The organism is Wolbachia endosymbiont of Aedes albopictus (assembly GCF_024804185.1).
Classification (GTDB): domain Bacteria; phylum Pseudomonadota; class Alphaproteobacteria; order Rickettsiales; family Anaplasmataceae; genus Wolbachia; species Wolbachia pipientis_B.
The window spans coordinates 1049991-1067717 of the sequence record NZ_CP101657.1 but is presented as its reverse complement, the minus strand read 5'-3'; the positions used below and the strand labels follow the sequence as shown (position 1 = coordinate 1067717).

Genomic DNA, 17727 nt, shown 5'->3' with positions numbered 1-17727 from the left:
GGTGTTAGAAATATTAAATGTAGTGCTGCTTTTGTTGTTACTAACAGTTACGGTTTTTATAGTCTTCTCGCGACATTTAGTCGTAAGTGCTGTTCTAATGTGTGTATTTAGTTCACTTATTGCGCTTATATACTTAATTATGAATGCACCTGATGTTGCAATTACTGAAGCTTCTGTTGGTGCAGGGCTCAGTACGATTTTTACGTTTGCAGCACTCTCCTTGATAAAGAATCATAAAGTAAATCTATCTCATAACCCTATAACGCTTTTTTTTATGTTATTTCTGGCTGTATGTTTGTCATATTTTATGATTCAATTGCCAGATTTTGGCAGCAACAATGCTCCTATCCACTTGCATGTCGCTCCTTATTATGTGGAAAATACCGAAAAAGCTATCGGTATTCCTAACATAGTGACAGCTGTTTTGGCAAGCTTTCGTGGTTATGACACGTTTGGAGAAACTATAGTAGTTTTTACTGCTGCGCTTTGTATAACGTTGATATTAAAAGAAGAAAAAGAAAATGATTAAAGATTCGGTATTAAATGCAGTAACATTTTTGATGATACCTTTTATCATTTTATTTGGTTTATACATACAATTTCACGGTGATTATACTCCAGGTGGAGGTTTTCAAGCAGGAATAATTATTGCCTCCGGGATAATATTATATTCAATGCTATTTGGTGTATCTACAACTCTAAAAGCAATACCTTATTCTGTGATTAGATTGGCTAACGTGTTAGGTATTTTAATTTATGGAGGAACGGGCGTTGCAACAACTTTACTTGGCCAAAATTTTTTATCTTATGATATCTTGTCAGCCAATAATAGAACCGGTCAAAAATTGGGTATTTTTTTGGTGGAATTAGGTGTAGCATTTACTGTCTGCTCCTCTATGTTAATTATATATATGAATTTTGCTCGTAGAAAAAAACAATGACTTTATATAATTATACGATTATTATTGTATTAATGGTGCTAGGTTTATATATTATTATAAACGATAAAAATTTAATCAAGAAAATGATAGGGGTAAGCGTCTTCCAAGCATCTGTTTTGTTGTTTTACATATCTCTAGGATATATAAAAAGTTCTTTGCCTCCTATATTGGTTTCAAATTTTTATTTATATAGCAATCCTATACCTCATGTTTTAATGCTTACTGCTATAGTGGTTGGAATTGCAACATTTTCAGTTGGGTTGTCCATAGCAGTAAAAATGGAAGAAAAGTATGGAACAATTGATCAAGACAAGTGTACATAAATTAACAGTATCTTAAACTATATGAAATAACAAATAGCCACAAGTTAAAAGTAAAATTATAGACTTGCTCGTTGTAAGTTTATTTGTTAATAAGAAATAAAATTATAAACTGTAAAGGTAATGATGTCAACTATTAATGATGCAGAAGATAAGAAAAAAATTATCAGAGATCTTGTAACTAAAAGTATAAAAAAAGGTGGTTTTGTCACCTTTGATGATATAAATGATAAATTATCAGATGAAAATTTTTCGTCTGATTTTATAGATGATGCTATATCTTTATTGCAGGATTCCGGAATTAATGTGCTTGAAAGTAGCGAAGATGAAGAAGATATTCCTTCCAACAGTGATGATAGTAAACTTGATGATGATGACACATTGCCAAATGTTACTGCAACTTTAGTACAAAATGATGATCCAGTGAGGATTTATTTACAAGACATGAGCTCTGTAAAGCTTTTGTCAAGGGCAGATGAAATCGAGATAGCAAAAAAAATTGAATCTGAAAAGCATAACATGTTACGTGCAATAATTGAAACATCAGTAACATTAAAGGTGATAAAAGTATGGCGTGATGATTTAAGTAGTGGAGCTCTCTTACTGAGAGAAATTATAGATCTGGATGCAATTTATAACTCTGACTTTAATGTGGTGCCCAAAGAAGAGAGTGAAGAAAGTGCTGAAGATGTTGAGGATTCTGAAGATGATGGGTACTGTAGTGATGATGAGAAAGATAGTAAAAAAAGTGATGATGAGAAAGACGGTGATAATGAAGATATAAATTCAGCGAATTTAAATGTTTCTATTCTTAAAATGGAAAGTGACTTATTGCCAAAGGTCATAGTTGCATTGGATGAGATAATTACTTTAACAAATGGAGCATTGGTATTAAGAAAAAATTCTAAAGATTCCTCTGATGAACTAGAGAATTTATATAGTCAAATATGGTCTATAGCATTACAAATTAAGTTAAGTGATGCTGCTGTTGCCAGAATTACACAAGAACTTTATAAGATAAATAGCTCCATCACGCTTGAAGAGGCTAATCTTATTGCTGAGGCTAGAAAATACGATATCGATAGAGAAAGTTTCTATAAAGTTTATGATGACGTGCTTTTAAAGCACGAATTGAAAAAGATAAGTCTTTTAAAGATCAATGAAAATCAGTCCTCTTTTACAGGTGAATTAAAAAATAAATTTTTAAGGTTTATAGACGATAACTCTGAACATATAGCTAGCACTTTGAACGGTATTAAGCAGCATATACAAGAAGATAACGTGCAAGAATTTAAGGAGCTAATCAGGAGAATACAAAAACACGAACGAGAAGTCTCTGAAGCAAAGCAAGAGATGATTAAGGCTAACTTAAGGCTAGTAGTTTCCATTGCTAAGAAGTATTCAAAAAGAGGCCTTGATCTGCTTGATTTGATACAAGAAGGCAATATTGGTCTTATGAAGGCCGTGGATAAGTTTGATTACAAACGTGGATATAAATTTTCAACTTATGGCACTTGGTGGGTAAGACAATCAATCACTAGGGCAATACCTGAGCAGTCTAAAGTAGTTAGAATACCAGTTCATATGGTAGAAATTATCAGTAAAATCAACAGAGCATTAAGAAAAATGGCTCATGAGATGGGAAGAGAGCCGACGTTAGAGGAATTGAGTGTAGAACTGGCAATGCCACTGGAAAGAATACGCAAAGTTATGAAAATAGCAAGGGACCCAGTAAGTCTTGAAGCTCCAACAGGAAAGGATGATAGTAGTACCTTCGGTGATTGTATAGAAGATAAGCGAGTCTCTAGACCAGAGGATGCTGCAATACTTGCTGACTTGCGTGGCATTACAACCAATGTTCTTGCAACTTTAACACCAAAGGAAGAAAGAATTCTAAGAATGCGTTTTGGCCTTGGTAAAGATGGGAAGGAGCATACCTTAGAAGAAGTAGGAAAAATTTTTAATGTAACGCGTGAGAGAATTAGGCAAATAGAGGCAAAAGCACTGCGCAAGTTGAAACATCCAAGCCGCGCTAGAAAACTTAGAGGGTTCTTTTAAGTATACGTGTCAAGTTAAGAAGAAGCTGATTTTGCCTGGAAAAAGTGGAGAGAAAGTTAGGCCAAAGTTGTATAATTTCACCACTATTTTTCTTTTTTTATGAATCTAATGAAACAACATGCTAATCTACGGTAAATATTATGACAAATAAACCAGATATAGGTAAAGAAGATTTATTTTGCATCATAATCGGCGGAAATGGTGTTATGGTTGCCACTGCTTATGACGATACTAAAGCGGAAAAAGTGTTGGAACAAGCAGTGAGTGAAATATGTAATGCACTTAAGGTTCTAAATGAACATGGTGTTAAGCATGTAGTTGTTGCAAACGCACCTGAAGTTGGCTCAATACCAGCTTTAATAGAGATGAAGAAGCAAGGGAACTAGCTACGAAGCTCACAGAGAGTTTCAATGCAAAATTGGCTAATGGCTTAGATTATATGAAGAAAAGTACAAATCTTGAAATAAAAGCATTTGATCTTAACTCTAAAATGAAAAGTATGCTTAGCGAATACAAGAGCAAAGGTTTAAATTGTCAAGATGCATGCACATCGAACATTGCAGACCAAATTGGGAGATTTAAAGAAAATATAAAAATACTCTTAAAGTTGATATTTAAAGGGAAACTTGACGTTCACTATAACCCTGGGTGTAGCGAAGAAACACTAAAGGATTATTTCTTTTTTTGATTATTTCCATCCAACTGCAGAACTTCATCATGAAGTTGGTAATGAAGTGTATGAGTTGATTTGACACAGTTTTTTGAACATTCCCTAGATCCCAGTGTCCCTATGATGTCATCCCAGTTCTTGACACTGGGAACCAGAAAAGTTTGCTTGTTCACAAGCAAACTAGCACAGAAAGTGATTACAACATTTTCGATGAGATTATATGGAAAACTGGATACCAGTGTCTGGGCACTGGGATGACATCGTTTACTATGTGCCATATTGCAATGTTCGTACAGCTGTGAGTCACGCACTTTGCTTCAATATTTGCACATTAGCCACTCCTCTGAACAGATACAGTCAGTTTAGCTATAATTTCCTAAGTTTGCTCACAATCTCTTGACTTGACCATATGTTTTTTTCCCAAATGTTACTATCTTCCTCCTTTTCCTTTCTCAATTGGTGCAACCATTTCCTTAACACTTACTTGTGTGGAAGGAGGATTTTTGCTGACATGAGATTTTGGATCAGATTTTGCTGTTATGTGTTTTGTTGCAAATCTTTTATTCTCTGTTAGAAATGAATGAGATTGTTTTTTCTTTATACCGATATCCGCATATTCATGCTCTTCATTTAATGAACTTCCATAGCCTGAATCTCCTGCTTGTAGCTCATATAAAGGATTTTCTTCTTGCTTTGATGCTGTTCTATCCTCTAAGTTCACTCCATACAATCTATATTCCTCCTGATTTTTTTTACTTTGCTCTAAATCTGAAATTTTCTTTAAAACATTTAGGTATTCGAATGTTATTTTTTCAGCAAGACTGGGCAATTTATCATTAGCAAAATTTCTTATATCGTTATCCTGAATTGAAGCATCTTTTCCCAAGATTTTATTAAATGTTTCCTTGAATATTCCAAAAAAACCTGATGGCTTTTTGTTCACCGGTTCTATATAATTATTCAAGTCACTACATATAACAAACTTAGCTACATCTTCTGCCTTATCTGTAAAACTCTCTAATGTCTGGGATAAATATCTCACTGTTTTATTATATTGTTCACCAATATTTTTCAGCTTTATAGCTTCTATCAAGGAGTCGAGATTTTTTTTATAGTTCTTACTTTTAAATGGATCATTCATACTAATTACAGCTCATTATTTATTAAAATATGGGTATAGGTTTAAAATATTAAGATTTAGTAAATATTACTTTTGTAATTCATGTAGAACTATAGCTATAATAAGTAAGATTTCCCTACGTTATATCGCCGCAGTATCCACAACTGTACGAACGTTGTAATTTTGGCCCATCAGGAGGGTGTCATCCATAAGTGTTGAAAGTGCTATAAGTGGCATTATATAAGGTGGTTAACGGTATAAATTTCAATGGTAAATTAAAAAAGCGCCTTTTTGCCTGTGGTTAGAAGGTTTAAGCGAATTTTCGACGTGGTTTATCTGCTTTCCCAACAACGAAGGTTGATATCAAGAGGAGATTTACATACCATTAATCACCTTGTGTGATTGCACTTTCAACACTTATGGGGTGTCATCCCAGTGCTTGACACTGGGATCCAGTCTTTTTTGCAATTTCATCAAAAACGCTCCCTTTTAACATAAAACCCTACACTTATCAAACTCAATACACAACCAAGTTTCCTGGATTGTATATTAAATCAAAGTCGCAAGGCTATAATGAGCAAGCTGTCAACTGGATTGATTGATAGAAATCGTAGGTACACTCCTTGCTTAAAAAATGTAGTACGAACGGTAGGGGGATCTAAAAAATCGAATCACAATCCTGTACATCATTTATATTGTTATTTAATTATATTTATAGGTGAAAAAATGGCTAGAACAGTTTTTATGGGTATTGATGTTTCAAAAGAGACACTTAATCAACAATAAACATCAGCGTATAGAAAATGCAGAAAAAGCTATATCTGAGTTTATAAAGTCAAAAATAGTTAATGTATTTGTTGAATTATGTGTAAACAGGCGGTTATGAAAAACTTGTCGTAAAATTGTTACAAGAACATAGTATAGCTGTTCATAGAGCTCACCCAAACCGGGTATATGCGTTTGCGAAAGCTTGTAACCATTTTGCAAAAAAAGACAAATTAGATGCAAAATTGCTAGAAAAGTATGCCGAATTTATTACAAAAAACGATGAGGTAGTAGAATGTATAGTTTCACAAAAACAAGAAGAACTAAAAGAACTAAGAGCAATTGAGCGTAACCTAAGCGATGATGTCCACGCAAATATGTGTCGTTTACACAATGTGACAGGAAAAGCCAGAGAATATATAGCAAAGCAGATAGAATTTGCCAAAAAACAATTAGAGCAAGTTAGGCGAGACATAGAAGACATAATAGACTCTGACCCTGATTTGAAGGAAAAAAGCAAACTTCTAACTAGCTATAAAGGTGTTGGACGCAAAATTGCGAGTATCCTACTCATAGAAGTACCTGAGCTTGGTAGATTAGATAATAAAGAAATAGCCTGTCTAATTGGAATTGCACCAAAAACTAATGAAAGCGGAAGAAAGGTAAGCAAAGCTCAAATCATAGGTGGCAGGTTTTATGCTCGAAAAGCATTATATATGTCTGCTGTGGTCGCAATGCGTCATAACAGGAAAATGAAAGCCCTTTACCAGCGCTTAGTTACTTCTGGCAAAGCCGCTAAAGTTGCATTAGTTGCTGTCATGAGAAAAATCATTATTTGTTTAAATGCCATGGTAAAAAACAATAGTTTTTATCTTGACGCTTAAGACGGTAGATTCCATACTGAAATAACACCATTTGCTGTGCAATTTACCTTCCAAAATGAATGTTCGTATAGCTATATCCATGACCTCCAGAATGTTGTTTCACATTAGAATGAGAAAACGTCCTACTAGGTTCGATGCTTACTATTACCCACAAGTATAGAATTCATGAGCAAGTCTCCATCCTTCTGCTAAATCAAAGAGACGTTTCCATCCCTTCCACAAAGCTATAGGCTTACTTTTACCCACAATTTTGAGAGGTCATTATGTGAAGCATAACTATGCTCTCCTTAAGGTTTTCATAGCCCCGCCATAGAGTCATAGACCCTGGTAAATTATCACTTTTTCTATTCATAAATCCACCCAATTTTCCTAACCAAATAATAGCTTGTTTTATGTTTGGAGGTTCTTCGGGTAATGTTGCTACCCAATACTCACGCATGTAAAGGACCTTCCACTCTTCGTTGCTTAAAATTTTAGTACAAATTTCCATGGGATTTGATAAAGCCACTTTTGTCAAATATAAAATTTTAAACGCGATTATACTTTTTATAGCAATTAACTTCTGTAATCTTTCTTTTGTAGCTAAGCGAGAGCTTTCTATCTTACATCCTGATTTTAAAATCCTAAAATACTCTTCAATTTTCCATCTTAGCTTATACCAATTTATCTTTTCTATGGCATCTAAAGTATGGTACATTAGTTAGTAGAGTCCAGTCGACAGCTTCCAATCCATCAGGAGCTTTTGCACTTACCACATATACAGGGACTTATTTTATGTATTGTATCTTTTGACCCATAAATGGAAGAAGATCTGATAGGCTTTCATATACTTAACTTCAATATTAGCTTTCCTTGATCTCTGGTTTCCACCTTTAGTAACTTCTAGAGAAATTTTCTTTTTTACTGGCAGTTGAGTGATGCGTGTTTGCAAATCTGTTTTTCCGACTTCAGTACAGATAAATCTTCTATTAGCTCGATTGCGGATTACATAAAAACTACCTAACGTCTCAGCCACCCATAAAAATTTGAAGATGTCTGCTTCCCTATCACCAAGGGTAACAAGTTGTACATTTGGAGGAAGGTTGTTTATAGTTTCTTTGAGAGCTGTTATCCACTTATAACTTTCTTTTTCTTCTATGGAGGTACGGTATTTTCTGTTTGCTTTTTCTTGTGCCGTTTCTTCTTCCCTAATAGAACGCGCCCAACATTGTTGGGAAGATAGACCTAAAGGTAATCCTTCTTTGCTGACTATTAAGGCACTATGCAACAGTAAACCCATTTTATGCTTTGTATAAGCTTTAGAAATACTCCCTAGTCTCTTGGTCTTTATATGAGAGTCAAAATCCAAATAACTTGTATCTTGAACTGAAAAGACCAACTGGTTTCCTTTTATTCTTTCCTTAGTTTCTTTACAATGGGAAGAATAAATTTCCTTATCTTCAAGCTTTTCATTGCTAAATAATCTATATGCACCCTTAGCTTCTTTCCATCCACTACAGCTTTGATTAATTGAACCAGATGCCTTACCCTCTATGCAATAACTTGTTTTTATAAGTCTTTTTTTAAGCCTTATATCTCCCAAATTAATGTGTTTTAACTCTCTTTCCAGCCATTTATCCCCTAAGCCATCTGTATATTGCACGCTTGTACTTGTTTCTATCATTTTGATCCTAAATTATTTAGCTTACTCACTTTTTACATTTGTGGGTAAAAGTAAGGATTCCACTACTTTTTCATCCAATAATTTTGATCTTAATGCCATTTATACCTCGCTATTACACTTAGTTTAGTATGGCTTTTTTTCCATTATTGTCTATCTGTTTGTTGTGCAGTGAGAATTGGTATTAGCTATCCAGGACACGAGTTATATTTCATATAAAAATCATAAAAAGACCGAAGGATTAGGGATTATAGCAGCAAGATTAACATCTAAAACAACTAATTTTAAAACCCATGATGCATACAACGTTTGCAGTTACAACAGAAGGACTACCTATAGGATTATTGGATCAAAAAATTAGTACTAGACCTTCCTTAGCTGAAGATCTAAAGGAGTTGAAAAGAAGAAGCCATAACACTGCTCTTCCCATAGAAGAGAAAGAAAGCATACGGTGGATAGCATCACTTAAAGACTCTACTAAACATCCTGGATTAAAGGATGTTAAGGTAGTTACCGTTTGTGATAGAGAAGCAGATATTTATGATTTATTTGAAGTTGCTTCCACTAATCAATCTCTTTTTGTAGTAAGAGGAAATCAAAACAGAACAGTAAACAAGAAGTCGACTTATTCTGAAAAAGGTGGTGAAAGGTTGTGGGATTTGATGAATCGCATGTCTTGTCAAGGAGAAATTCAAGTCTGCTCGGGATAACAAACCTCAAAGAACAACAGTTTTAGAAGTAAAGTTTAGTAACTTTGTGATGAATGCGTCAAAAAACAACGCTAGACGTAAAACCCAAAAACTTCCTAATTTAAATTTAAATGCTGTCTATGTTATAGAAAAATATCCCCCATTTGGCGAAGAGCCTGTGAATTGGGTTTTATTGACAAATATAAACATCAATAATTTTGAAGAAGCAGTAGAAAAAATACAATGGTATTGCTTAAGATGGAGAATAGAGGTTTTTCATAAAATTTTGAAATCCGGTCTTAAAGTTGAAGAATGTAGGCTCCAAACAGCAGATAGATTGATCCGCTTTCTTACAATTATGAGTATAATTGCATGGAGAATATTTTTTATCACATTGGTAGCTAGAACAAATCCGAATCTTTCTTGCACTGTCATACTGACTGATGACGAATGGAAGGTTTTATATACCAAAATGCTTAAGACAAAAAACTATCCTGAGACTCCACCACCTATAAGAGAAATTGTGAGGTGGGTGGCCAAGTTAGGAGGGTTTTTAGCTCGCAAAAATGACTTAGAACCAGGCCCTATAGCTTTGTGGAAGGGATGGAAACGTCTCTTTGATTTAGCAGAAGGATGGAGACTTGCTCATGAATTCTATACTTGTGGGTAATAGTAAGCTCTAACAAGCAGCGGGATGACGGTTGTCAGGGTGTCAGCTACTCGGATGAAACCCTTTCCCGGTGGAGATCACTATCAAATCACATAAGAGAAAACTAAGACCAATCACATTTTTTATCTTGCGGTTTTATTTGCAATATTGCTACCACACTGACCAACAAGCAGAAGACTATATAAAGCCCAGCAGCAAGGTTTGTTTGAGGAAATGTTACAGTCAACCAAATACAAACCATAGGAGTAAATCCTCCATGTAACGCATAAGAGATGTTGCGTGATAAGCTCACACCACTAAATCTAACATTGGTGGGAAAGAGTTCAGATGCAACTATTCCTATGGGAACTATACCTCTTTCTATTATAGAAAGAGCCATTACACTGAGCATAATTATAAGGTAATTCTTGTAGTAATATGCAATAGATAAAGCAGGACAACACAGTACCATTGTAATTACTATAAATAAGATTGCAGTGCGCTCTTTTCCAACTTTATCAGCCAACATTCCAAACGCTATTGAAGATATCGGCATTAATACACTGGTTATAATCAATATAATTTCGTTGATATATGTCGTTACATACACATCCACTAATGCTATTTCCTTTGCGAGTGTTCGAAGAAATATGGTAAATCCGACAGCAACATTAACAGGTACAGATATTAAAATAGCAAGTATAAGAGCTCTCTTGTGGCGCTTTATAAGCTCTATTATTGGCAAATCAGGTAAATTTCTTTGTTTTCGATTTTTTTCATATGCTGGAGTTTCTCCCAATGTGTATATACTATACGCGCTAATTAATCCTAAAATAGCTGAGAAAATAAATGGCAATCTCCAACCCCAGGCACAAAAATCAGTAGTTTTTTTGCAGATAATTACTATCACCGCAGAAAGCAAGACACCAATGGAACGACCAAAGCCCATTATTCCAAAATACATCCCTAAGTTTTCTTTCCTACTGGATAAATGCTCTATAAGATAAACAGAACTTCCTTGTTCACCACCAAGTGCAATTCCTTGTGTTATATGGATTGCAAGAAGCAATATAGTAGCTACTTGATTGTGACTTGGAATAAATGCAATAAGACTTGATGGTATCGATATTAGCAAGATAGTAATTATTAATGCTATCCTTCTTCCATACCTGTCACCAATGTGACCAAATATGAATGCACCAAGTGGCCTTACAATTGCGCCTATTCCTACAATTCCAAATAATTGCATTATGTTACTGTAGACATCTTTTGCAAAACAAAACTCTCTGCTGATTATGTTAATCAAATCAATAAAGAGCATGTAGTCATACCATATTGCGATTCTGCAGATTATGGTTGATATCAACACCCTTGTTTGCACTAAATTCAATTCGTAAATGTTTGCTTATTCTATTCTGGCTGCTTTTTGGGATTTTGCAACCTAAGGTGTGGGTTGACTTTTTTGTTATGGTATGTGATAATTGAGATTAGACTTCTTTCAAAATTAGAAGAAGGAGTGTAAGATCAAGTATTTGAAAGCATGAAATATAAGGAAATAGAAAAGTTAGGTATCCGTTCAGGCAATGGCGTCAACTTAAGGGATGTTAAGGAGTAAAATACTACAAGAAACAGCACTTTTGTTTCTATTTTATTTCAACAAAAAAGTTTAAAATGTGTCCTTTTTAGAGGATGCATGCAGAAAGGAAAAAATCTTATCTTACAAATTAAAAATATAATATACTCGAAAACTTTTCAGAAACTCCACTGTATTGGAAAAAATAGTTTCACACGAACAAGAAAACTTCCTTTTACGACAGTATTTTCTATGATTTTAAAGTTAATTAAGAAAAGTTTAGGAATAGAATGTGAGCTTATGGATCCATTGACTTGTAAAGTTCCACCCTCAAAGCAAGCTTTTTCTAAAGCAAGATATAAGATTTGTCATACAGGTTTTAAAGAATTATTAGAGCTAAGCATCCAAACAGCCTATCAAGATGAGCCTGAGTATGGAACTTGGAGAGGCTATAGGCTTATTGCAGCAGATGGTTCTGGTATTCGATTACCGAGCTCTGAAGAAATTGTATCCGAGTTTGGCCGTTTTAAACCAAATGGAACAACAGGTATAATGCCACCATTAGCAAGGGTTTCTTTGTTTGTTGATTTATGTACTTCGCTGATTTGCAGTGCTCGCCTTGCGGCTTGGAATGTGGGTGAGCAAACATTAGCAGAAGAACAATTACCTGAAGTCGTTACTCAAATGCGTTCATTAAATCAAGATAGATTATTATTTATCTACGACCGTGGCTATCCTTCACTAAAATTCATTCAGCAGCATTATGAATTGAAAGTAGACTTTATTTTTCGCTTGCAAAAAAGAAATTATAGCAAGCTATGGAAACGAATTTCATCTGATGAATTAGATTTTGATTTTATACTAGAAAATAAAAAGCTAGAAAATAAAATGAAAGGACAAAAAGTCAGGGTTATAGTACTTACATTAGCCAATGGAGAAACAGAAGTGCTGATTACCTCACTTTTTGACCGAGACTTTGGAAGATATCAGCAAAGCTTATGTATTAAGGTGGCACATAGAGGAAACGACTCAAAATAGGTGCAGAATTAGAGAATTTTTCTGGAGTAAATTTAGAGGCTGTATTACAAGAATTTTGGGCGAACTTAGTTATGTGCAATATATTGTCGCTTCATATGTGTGATGCACAAGGGCCTTGGAACCCAGATCAAATCGCTGAATATCGTTTAAATTTTTCAGTTTTATTTGGTGTAATGAGACAGAAACTCTATCAAGTGCTGGTCGGAAATTGTTCGCCAAAAGATTTTCAAGCTCTTTTTGATAGAGCAAGTATACGTGCTAAAGTTAAGATCCGACCAGGAAGATTGTATAGCCGCAATAAAGTAGATAAGCCTAAACGCCATCATGTCTTTAGGAGAGTTTGCTGATGGAGGCTCTTAAGTTGACGCCATTGTCTGAACGGATACTCTGAAGTTGCTAAACTGCTGGCAGAATTAGACAAAGTTTAGGTTTTGAGCAATACTAGACTAACAACAACTCATTTGAGCTACACTTCCAAAACTAATCTATTTGGATCTTCTATGTAATTTTTTACCTTAACAAGGAAAGTTACTGCTCCTTTGCCGTCAACTATTCTGTGGTCGTAGGAGAGGGCAATGTACATCATAGGTCTAATTTCAATTGAGTTGCCAACAGCAACTGGCCTGTTTTGTATTGAATGCATTCCAAGTATTCCAGATTGCGGAGGGTTTATTATCGGAGTGGAAAGAAGTGAACCGTATACTCCACCGTTTGAAATAGTAAATGTTGCACCTTCCATTTCTGATACTTGTAATTTACCTTCTCGAGCTTTTTTGCCAAGAGCAACTAAAGTCAACTCAATTTCTGCGAATGACATCTGATCAGCATTCCGAATAACTGGTACAACAAGACCTTTATCGGTGCCAACAGCAACACCTATGTCATAGTAATGTTTATACACGATTTCATCGCCTGAGATCTCAGCGTTAATTTCAGGGATCTCTTTCAGTGCTTGCACCGCTGCCTTTATAAAAAACGACATAAAACCAAGTTTTATTCCATATTTTTTTTCAAAAATGTCCTTATATTTTGCTCTTAGATCCATGACATTTTTCATGTCAATTTCATTGAACGTGGTCAGTATTGCGGCAGTATTTTGCGACGCTTTCAAACGAGCGGCAATTACTTGCCTTATTTTGCTCATTTTTACTCGTTCCTCTCTTTGCTCTCCACTTACTATACTTTTTGGCAATTCATATTGTTTTATTGCAGGCTGTTCTGCTTTGTTTATATGGCCTATCACATCTGCTTTTGTTATTCTATCCCCCATACCAGTTCCTTTAACACTTTCTGCATTGATTGCATTTTCCTCCATAATTTTGCGAGCTGACGGAGCATCTTTTTTAGCAGAACTTTCGCTTTTATCTTCTTTTCTCGCTTCCTCTTTTACTTCCCCCACAGAAAGCTTCGCTAACAATTGATCAGGACTTATCACATCATCTTCCTTTACAAGAAATTCAGTTATTTGCCCTGAAGCTTCTGCAGTTAATTCGAGTGCTGTTTTGTCAGTCTCAATTTCAAAGATCAAGTCATCTACTTTTACTGCTTCTCCAATATTTTTCTTTATTTTTACTATACCTTCCGTAACTGACTCACCACCAAGAGTTTTTGGCGCTCTGATTTCTATAATTTTGCTCATAAAACAACTTCCGTATAAAACTTTCTATAGATTTATACATGAAAAGAGACATGTAATAAACTAATAAATTTATTGAGGCTCTTATCATTTAGAAGTGACAAACGGATAACATACTTCCAAATGTCATTCCAGTGCGTGATGCTAGGCCATCTTGACACATTTTGCCAACCCCGTCTCTCGGCTATGGTATTGCTAATCAAACAATGACTATACAAAAGACCTGATAACATGTATAATCCATAAATAATTTTTGAGGTAGATTGTGAAACTAGGTGTTAATATTGATCACGTTGCAACCCTCCGCAACGCACGCGGAACTTCCTACCCAGATCCATTGAAAGCAGCAGAAATAGCTATTGATGCTGGAGCAGACTTTATTACTGTACACTTACGAGAAGATAGAAGGCATATTAGAGATGAAGACGTATTTAACCTAAAAAAGAGCATTAGCACTGAGCTAAATCTTGAAATTGCAGCCACGGAAGAAATGCTTGAAATAGCAAAGAGGGTAAAACCCTATTCGATTAGTATAGTACCAGAAAAAAGAGAAGAATTAACAACCGAAGGTGGCCTGGATATCGTGAATATGCACAGTAAACTTTCTAATATAATAGAGGAAATGCATAGCTCTAGCATAAAAATCTCACTGTTTATCGATCCAAATATTAATCAACTAAAATATCTTGAGAAGCTAGAGATAAAACCTGACATAATAGAAATTCACACAGGGGATTACTGTGATAATCCATCAGAGAAAAAGTTACAGTTAATTACTAATGCTGCAGAGTACATCAATAAATTAGGAATAGAATGCCACGCAGGACATGGCATAACTTATAAACACGCTAAGAAGATGACAAGAATACCTCACATCTCAGCTCTTAACATAGGCCACTATTTAATTAGCGAAGCTATATTTTATGGCTTACACAGCGTAGTAAAAACAATGAAAATGATAATGTCTACCTAACTGCTGCTTTTTTCTTCTCATTTAAAATACTTAAAAGAGTTTGGCTTGTTTTAAACTTTACCCTTGTCTTTTCAGGAACAGTCATGATCTCACCATTTTGGGGGTTACGACATTGTTTCTCCTGACTTATAGCAGTAGAAAATGTTCCTATTCCATGCAAACGTATTTCACCTTTCCCATGCAGCTCATCCTTTATTATTTTAATAAATGCATCATGAATCTTGCTCAAATCAGATTTTGTTATATCTATATTCTGACCAGAACAATCTTCCTTTAATTGTTTTATTATATCTTCTTTACTCATAAATTACCTTAATATTGAAAAAATCACACAAATAGCATATTATGTTGACACCGATAGTCAACTAAATTCATCACAAAAATATAGGGTATCATACACTTTTGCAAATATTTTTATAATACTTACAAAAAAATACCACTATGAAATAACTATCTCTTAGAAAATTGACACTTTTTCCGAGCTTTATGTTGACCATATTTCTTACGTTCAACAACACGCGAATCTCTAGTTAAGAACTCACCATTACGTAATATAGAATGCAAATCTTGGCTTACACTACTCAAAGCTCTGCTTATTCCATGAGCTAGAGCACCTGCTTGACCAGATAGCCCTCCACCTTTTACAGTTGCAAATACATCATATTTGTCTAACGTAGAAGTTGCTACAAACGGCATTTTCACTATTTGGCATACTGACTCTCTTTTAAAGTAAGAAATTAGATCGCCTTTTTTGTTAACACTAAATTTTCCACTTCCCGGCTTTATCCATACCCTTGCTACAGATTCTTTTCTTCGGCCTGTAGCATATAAACGACCAAGCGAATCAACTGCTGATTTAATTGTCTTTTCTGACCAATCATTATTATTTATTGTAGAACTCTTCATTTTTACTCCATTACTTTTTATTTTTACGATTCAAAGAGGCAAAATCTATCTTTTCAGGTTGCTGCCCTTGATGCTTATGCTCTGAACCAGAATAAACATACAAATTTTCAAAGCGTCTACGCGCCATAGGGCCATCATCAAGCATCCTTTTCACTGCCATTTTTATTATACGCTCAGGAAATTTGCCATTTAAAATATTATTTGGAGTAGTTTTCTTCAAACCACCAGAATAACCTGTATGCTTATAGTAAACTTTATCTTTAAGCTTCTTCCCGGTAAAATGCACCTTTTCTGCGTTAATAATAATTACATTATCGCCACAATCCATATGAGGTGTATACTCAGGCTTATGCTTTCCACGCAATAGTGTCGCTACAAATGCTGCAAGCCTTCCTACCACTAATCCTTCTGCATCTATGACAAACCATTTTTTGTCGATTTGTTTCTCTTTTAAGAAAAAAGTTTTCATTGTAATTTAACTAAACAATAGTAAGCTACTATATACTTAATTTCTCAATAGTGTCAACAATATTAGTTGTTGATTATTAAAGTAATTTATGTTAGTAATTGAACTGCGTAACCAATATGCACAGGAAGTAGAATGTTTCGATTGATTATTACACTTGCGATCATTTTTGGTACTATAAGTTGCTATGCAACTGATGTGGGAGAAGTGATAAGCAAAGCCATCAAAAATAGCTCAAAAATAAAGTCTCAATTTTACCAATATAAAAGCGCAGAAAAACAGCTTAAGTCTTCTGGGTTAGCTGGATTTTTACCTGACATTAGTTTGCAGTACAATTTTGATAGTAATTTTAATCTTTATAATCAACCTAATTTACCTGGAAAACGTCTAATATTAAGCCAAAGGATAATAGATGGCGGTGGCACCTTTGCCACATTCAGTCGATCAAGTCATCTTCTCAAAGCAGAAAAAATGCGATTTCAGCAATTAAAACAAGAGGTTGCACTTAATGCTGTGAAAGCATATGTTGGTGTTTTACAAAAGACAGAAATATTAAAGCTCAGAGAACATAAAGAACGCGTTTCTTTGGAACATTTGTCAGCTATGAAAAAACGCTTTTCCCTTGGAGAGGTAACCAATGCTGAAGTTTTGTTAGCAAAAGCAAAATTCTCGTCTTCTATATCCGAAAGAGTTGATGCTGAGGGTAAATTAAAGTTGGCAAATATTGCTTATTATCATTTAATTGGCGAAGATGCTGATGAACTTTCTGAGGCTAATGATAAACTACCTTCTGTTCCAGAGCTAAATGAATGTTTACAATTAGCAAAAACCAATAATTTATCTTTAAAAGCAGCAGTTTATCAAAAAAGAGCAGCCGGAATGGAAGTGATCGCTGAAAGCTCCAAGTGGCTTCCTTCTTTAAATCTAAGCGCAAGCAAAAATTTTGGGAAGGATGGTGTAAAATTAGACAAGCTATTAGAAAATGTTCATATAGTTTTTACTCTTGATGTTCCAATCTTTAAAAAAGGAGTGAATGCTTTTGGTGTCAGTAGAGCTAAAATGGATGCAAAAAAATCTACCTACAATTATTATGAAATGGTAAAAAATATAGAACAAGCAGTTGTAAATGCTTGGAATAATGTGCTAACAGCAAAAGCCATTATTAAAGCAAGTCAAGAAGCGGAAAGAGCAGCAGCTCTAGCATTGGAAGGAGTTGAGCAAGAGGTAAACTTAAATTTAAAGAGTACATCTGACCTTTTGGACACTGAAGATGCATTATTTAAAGCACGTTTAGACTTAGTTGAAGCACAAAGCAATTATGTGATTAGTGTTTACAACTTGCTTTTTATGATAAATAGTATAAACCTCTAAATTTAATG

17 protein-coding genes and 3 pseudogenes are annotated in these 17727 nt (G+C 34.6%); 12 read left to right on the top strand and 8 right to left on the bottom strand.

The features are described 5' to 3' along the window. Position 1 precedes the first annotated feature (1 nt). The 7 genes from NHG98_RS05600 (at position 2) to NHG98_RS05570 (ending at position 4247) form a co-directional block, all read left to right on the top strand. A complete protein-coding gene (locus tag NHG98_RS05600; protein WP_096617044.1) occupies positions 2-529 on the top strand; it encodes a DUF4040 domain-containing protein in 528 nt (175 codons plus the stop codon). Continuing rightward, complete coding sequence (locus tag NHG98_RS05595) at positions 522-941, top strand: Na(+)/H(+) antiporter subunit B (RefSeq protein ID WP_096617046.1); 420 nt, start codon at positions 522-524, stop codon at positions 939-941. The genes NHG98_RS05600 and NHG98_RS05595 overlap by 8 nt, the downstream gene beginning before the upstream one ends. Continuing rightward, the gene (locus tag NHG98_RS05590; RefSeq protein WP_096617048.1) at positions 938-1264 is read left to right on the top strand and encodes a cation:proton antiporter subunit C; all 327 of its coding nucleotides are present in this window, start codon (positions 938-940) and stop codon (positions 1262-1264) included. Before NHG98_RS05595 ends, NHG98_RS05590 begins: the two co-directional genes overlap by 4 nt. Positions 1265-1387: 123 nt before the next feature. Next, positions 1388-3319, top strand: coding sequence for an RNA polymerase sigma factor RpoD (gene rpoD, locus NHG98_RS05585; RefSeq protein ID WP_096676736.1), 1932 nt, complete (start codon positions 1388-1390; stop codon positions 3317-3319). A 140-nt stretch (positions 3320-3459) separates the two neighbouring features. Beyond that, positions 3460-3705, top strand: a complete 246-nt coding sequence (locus NHG98_RS05580) for an SGNH/GDSL hydrolase family protein (RefSeq protein WP_096617030.1) — start codon at positions 3460-3462, stop codon at positions 3703-3705. Between the two features lie 53 nt (positions 3706-3758). Further along, on the top strand, positions 3759-4007 hold the full coding sequence (locus tag NHG98_RS05575; protein WP_259245374.1) for a hypothetical protein: 249 nt from the start codon (positions 3759-3761) through the stop codon (positions 4005-4007). Positions 4008-4067: 60 nt separating this feature from the next. Continuing rightward, positions 4068-4247, top strand: coding sequence for a hypothetical protein (locus NHG98_RS05570; RefSeq protein ID WP_259245373.1), 180 nt, complete (start codon positions 4068-4070; stop codon positions 4245-4247). A gap of 172 nt (positions 4248-4419) precedes the next feature. On the opposite strand, the gene NHG98_RS05565 is transcribed toward NHG98_RS05570, so the two are convergent. Beyond that, positions 4420-5130 (bottom strand): hypothetical protein, encoded by a 711-nt coding sequence (locus tag NHG98_RS05565; RefSeq protein WP_096617028.1) that lies wholly within the window; start codon positions 5128-5130, stop codon positions 4420-4422. A 705-nt stretch (positions 5131-5835) separates the two neighbouring features. On the opposite strand from NHG98_RS05565, the pseudogene NHG98_RS05555 reads away from it, so the two are divergent. After that, positions 5836-6758 (top strand): annotated as a pseudogene (locus NHG98_RS05555) (IS110 family transposase). 238 nt (positions 6759-6996) lie between these two features. Here NHG98_RS05555 and NHG98_RS05550 read toward each other — a convergent pair. Further along, a complete protein-coding gene (locus tag NHG98_RS05550; protein ID WP_096617925.1) occupies positions 6997-7455 on the bottom strand; it encodes a transposase in 459 nt (152 codons plus the stop codon). A 75-nt stretch (positions 7456-7530) separates the two neighbouring features. After that, positions 7531-8421: an IS4 family transposase gene (locus NHG98_RS05545; RefSeq protein ID WP_096617923.1), complete on the bottom strand. Its 891-nt coding sequence runs from the start codon at positions 8419-8421 to the stop codon at positions 7531-7533. 178 nt (positions 8422-8599) lie between these two features. On the opposite strand from NHG98_RS05545, the pseudogene NHG98_RS05540 reads away from it, so the two are divergent. Beyond that, a pseudogene (locus NHG98_RS05540) lies at positions 8600-9777 on the top strand (IS4 family transposase); the annotation flags it as partial. A gap of 103 nt (positions 9778-9880) precedes the next feature. On the opposite strand, the gene NHG98_RS05535 reads toward NHG98_RS05540, so the two are convergent. Further along, positions 9881-11077 (bottom strand): MFS transporter, encoded by a 1197-nt coding sequence (locus NHG98_RS05535; RefSeq protein WP_410543659.1) that lies wholly within the window; start codon positions 11075-11077, stop codon positions 9881-9883. Between the two features lie 372 nt (positions 11078-11449). Here NHG98_RS05535 and NHG98_RS05530 point away from each other — a divergent pair. After that, positions 11450-12714: pseudogene (locus NHG98_RS05530) on the top strand (IS4 family transposase). A gap of 119 nt (positions 12715-12833) precedes the next feature. On the opposite strand, the gene odhB reads toward NHG98_RS05530, so the two are convergent. Then, a complete protein-coding gene (gene odhB / locus NHG98_RS05525; protein ID WP_096617252.1) occupies positions 12834-14006 on the bottom strand; it encodes a 2-oxoglutarate dehydrogenase complex dihydrolipoyllysine-residue succinyltransferase in 1173 nt (390 codons plus the stop codon). 262 nt (positions 14007-14268) lie between these two features. Between odhB and NHG98_RS05520 the strand changes: the two genes are divergently transcribed. Further along, positions 14269-14976, top strand: a complete 708-nt coding sequence (locus tag NHG98_RS05520) for a pyridoxine 5'-phosphate synthase (protein WP_096617250.1) — start codon at positions 14269-14271, stop codon at positions 14974-14976. Here the strand turns inward: NHG98_RS05520 and NHG98_RS05515 are convergent. The 3 genes from NHG98_RS05515 to rplM form a co-directional block, all read right to left on the bottom strand. Continuing rightward, positions 14969-15280 (bottom strand): HU family DNA-binding protein, encoded by a 312-nt coding sequence (locus NHG98_RS05515; protein WP_096617248.1) that lies wholly within the window; start codon positions 15278-15280, stop codon positions 14969-14971. The two genes, NHG98_RS05520 and NHG98_RS05515, sit on opposite strands and share 8 nt — an antisense overlap. A 146-nt stretch (positions 15281-15426) precedes the next feature. Beyond that, positions 15427-15882: a 30S ribosomal protein S9 gene (gene rpsI / locus NHG98_RS05510; RefSeq protein WP_006279875.1), complete on the bottom strand. Its 456-nt coding sequence runs from the start codon at positions 15880-15882 to the stop codon at positions 15427-15429. Between the two features lie 10 nt (positions 15883-15892). Continuing rightward, positions 15893-16351, bottom strand: a complete 459-nt coding sequence (rplM, locus tag NHG98_RS05505; protein ID WP_096617246.1) for a 50S ribosomal protein L13 — start codon at positions 16349-16351, stop codon at positions 15893-15895. 132 nt (positions 16352-16483) lie between these two features. Between rplM and NHG98_RS05500 the strand changes: the two genes are divergently transcribed. Continuing rightward, positions 16484-17719: a TolC family protein gene (locus NHG98_RS05500; RefSeq protein ID WP_096617244.1), complete on the top strand. Its 1236-nt coding sequence runs from the start codon at positions 16484-16486 to the stop codon at positions 17717-17719. The last annotated feature ends 8 nt before the right edge of the window (positions 17720-17727 follow it).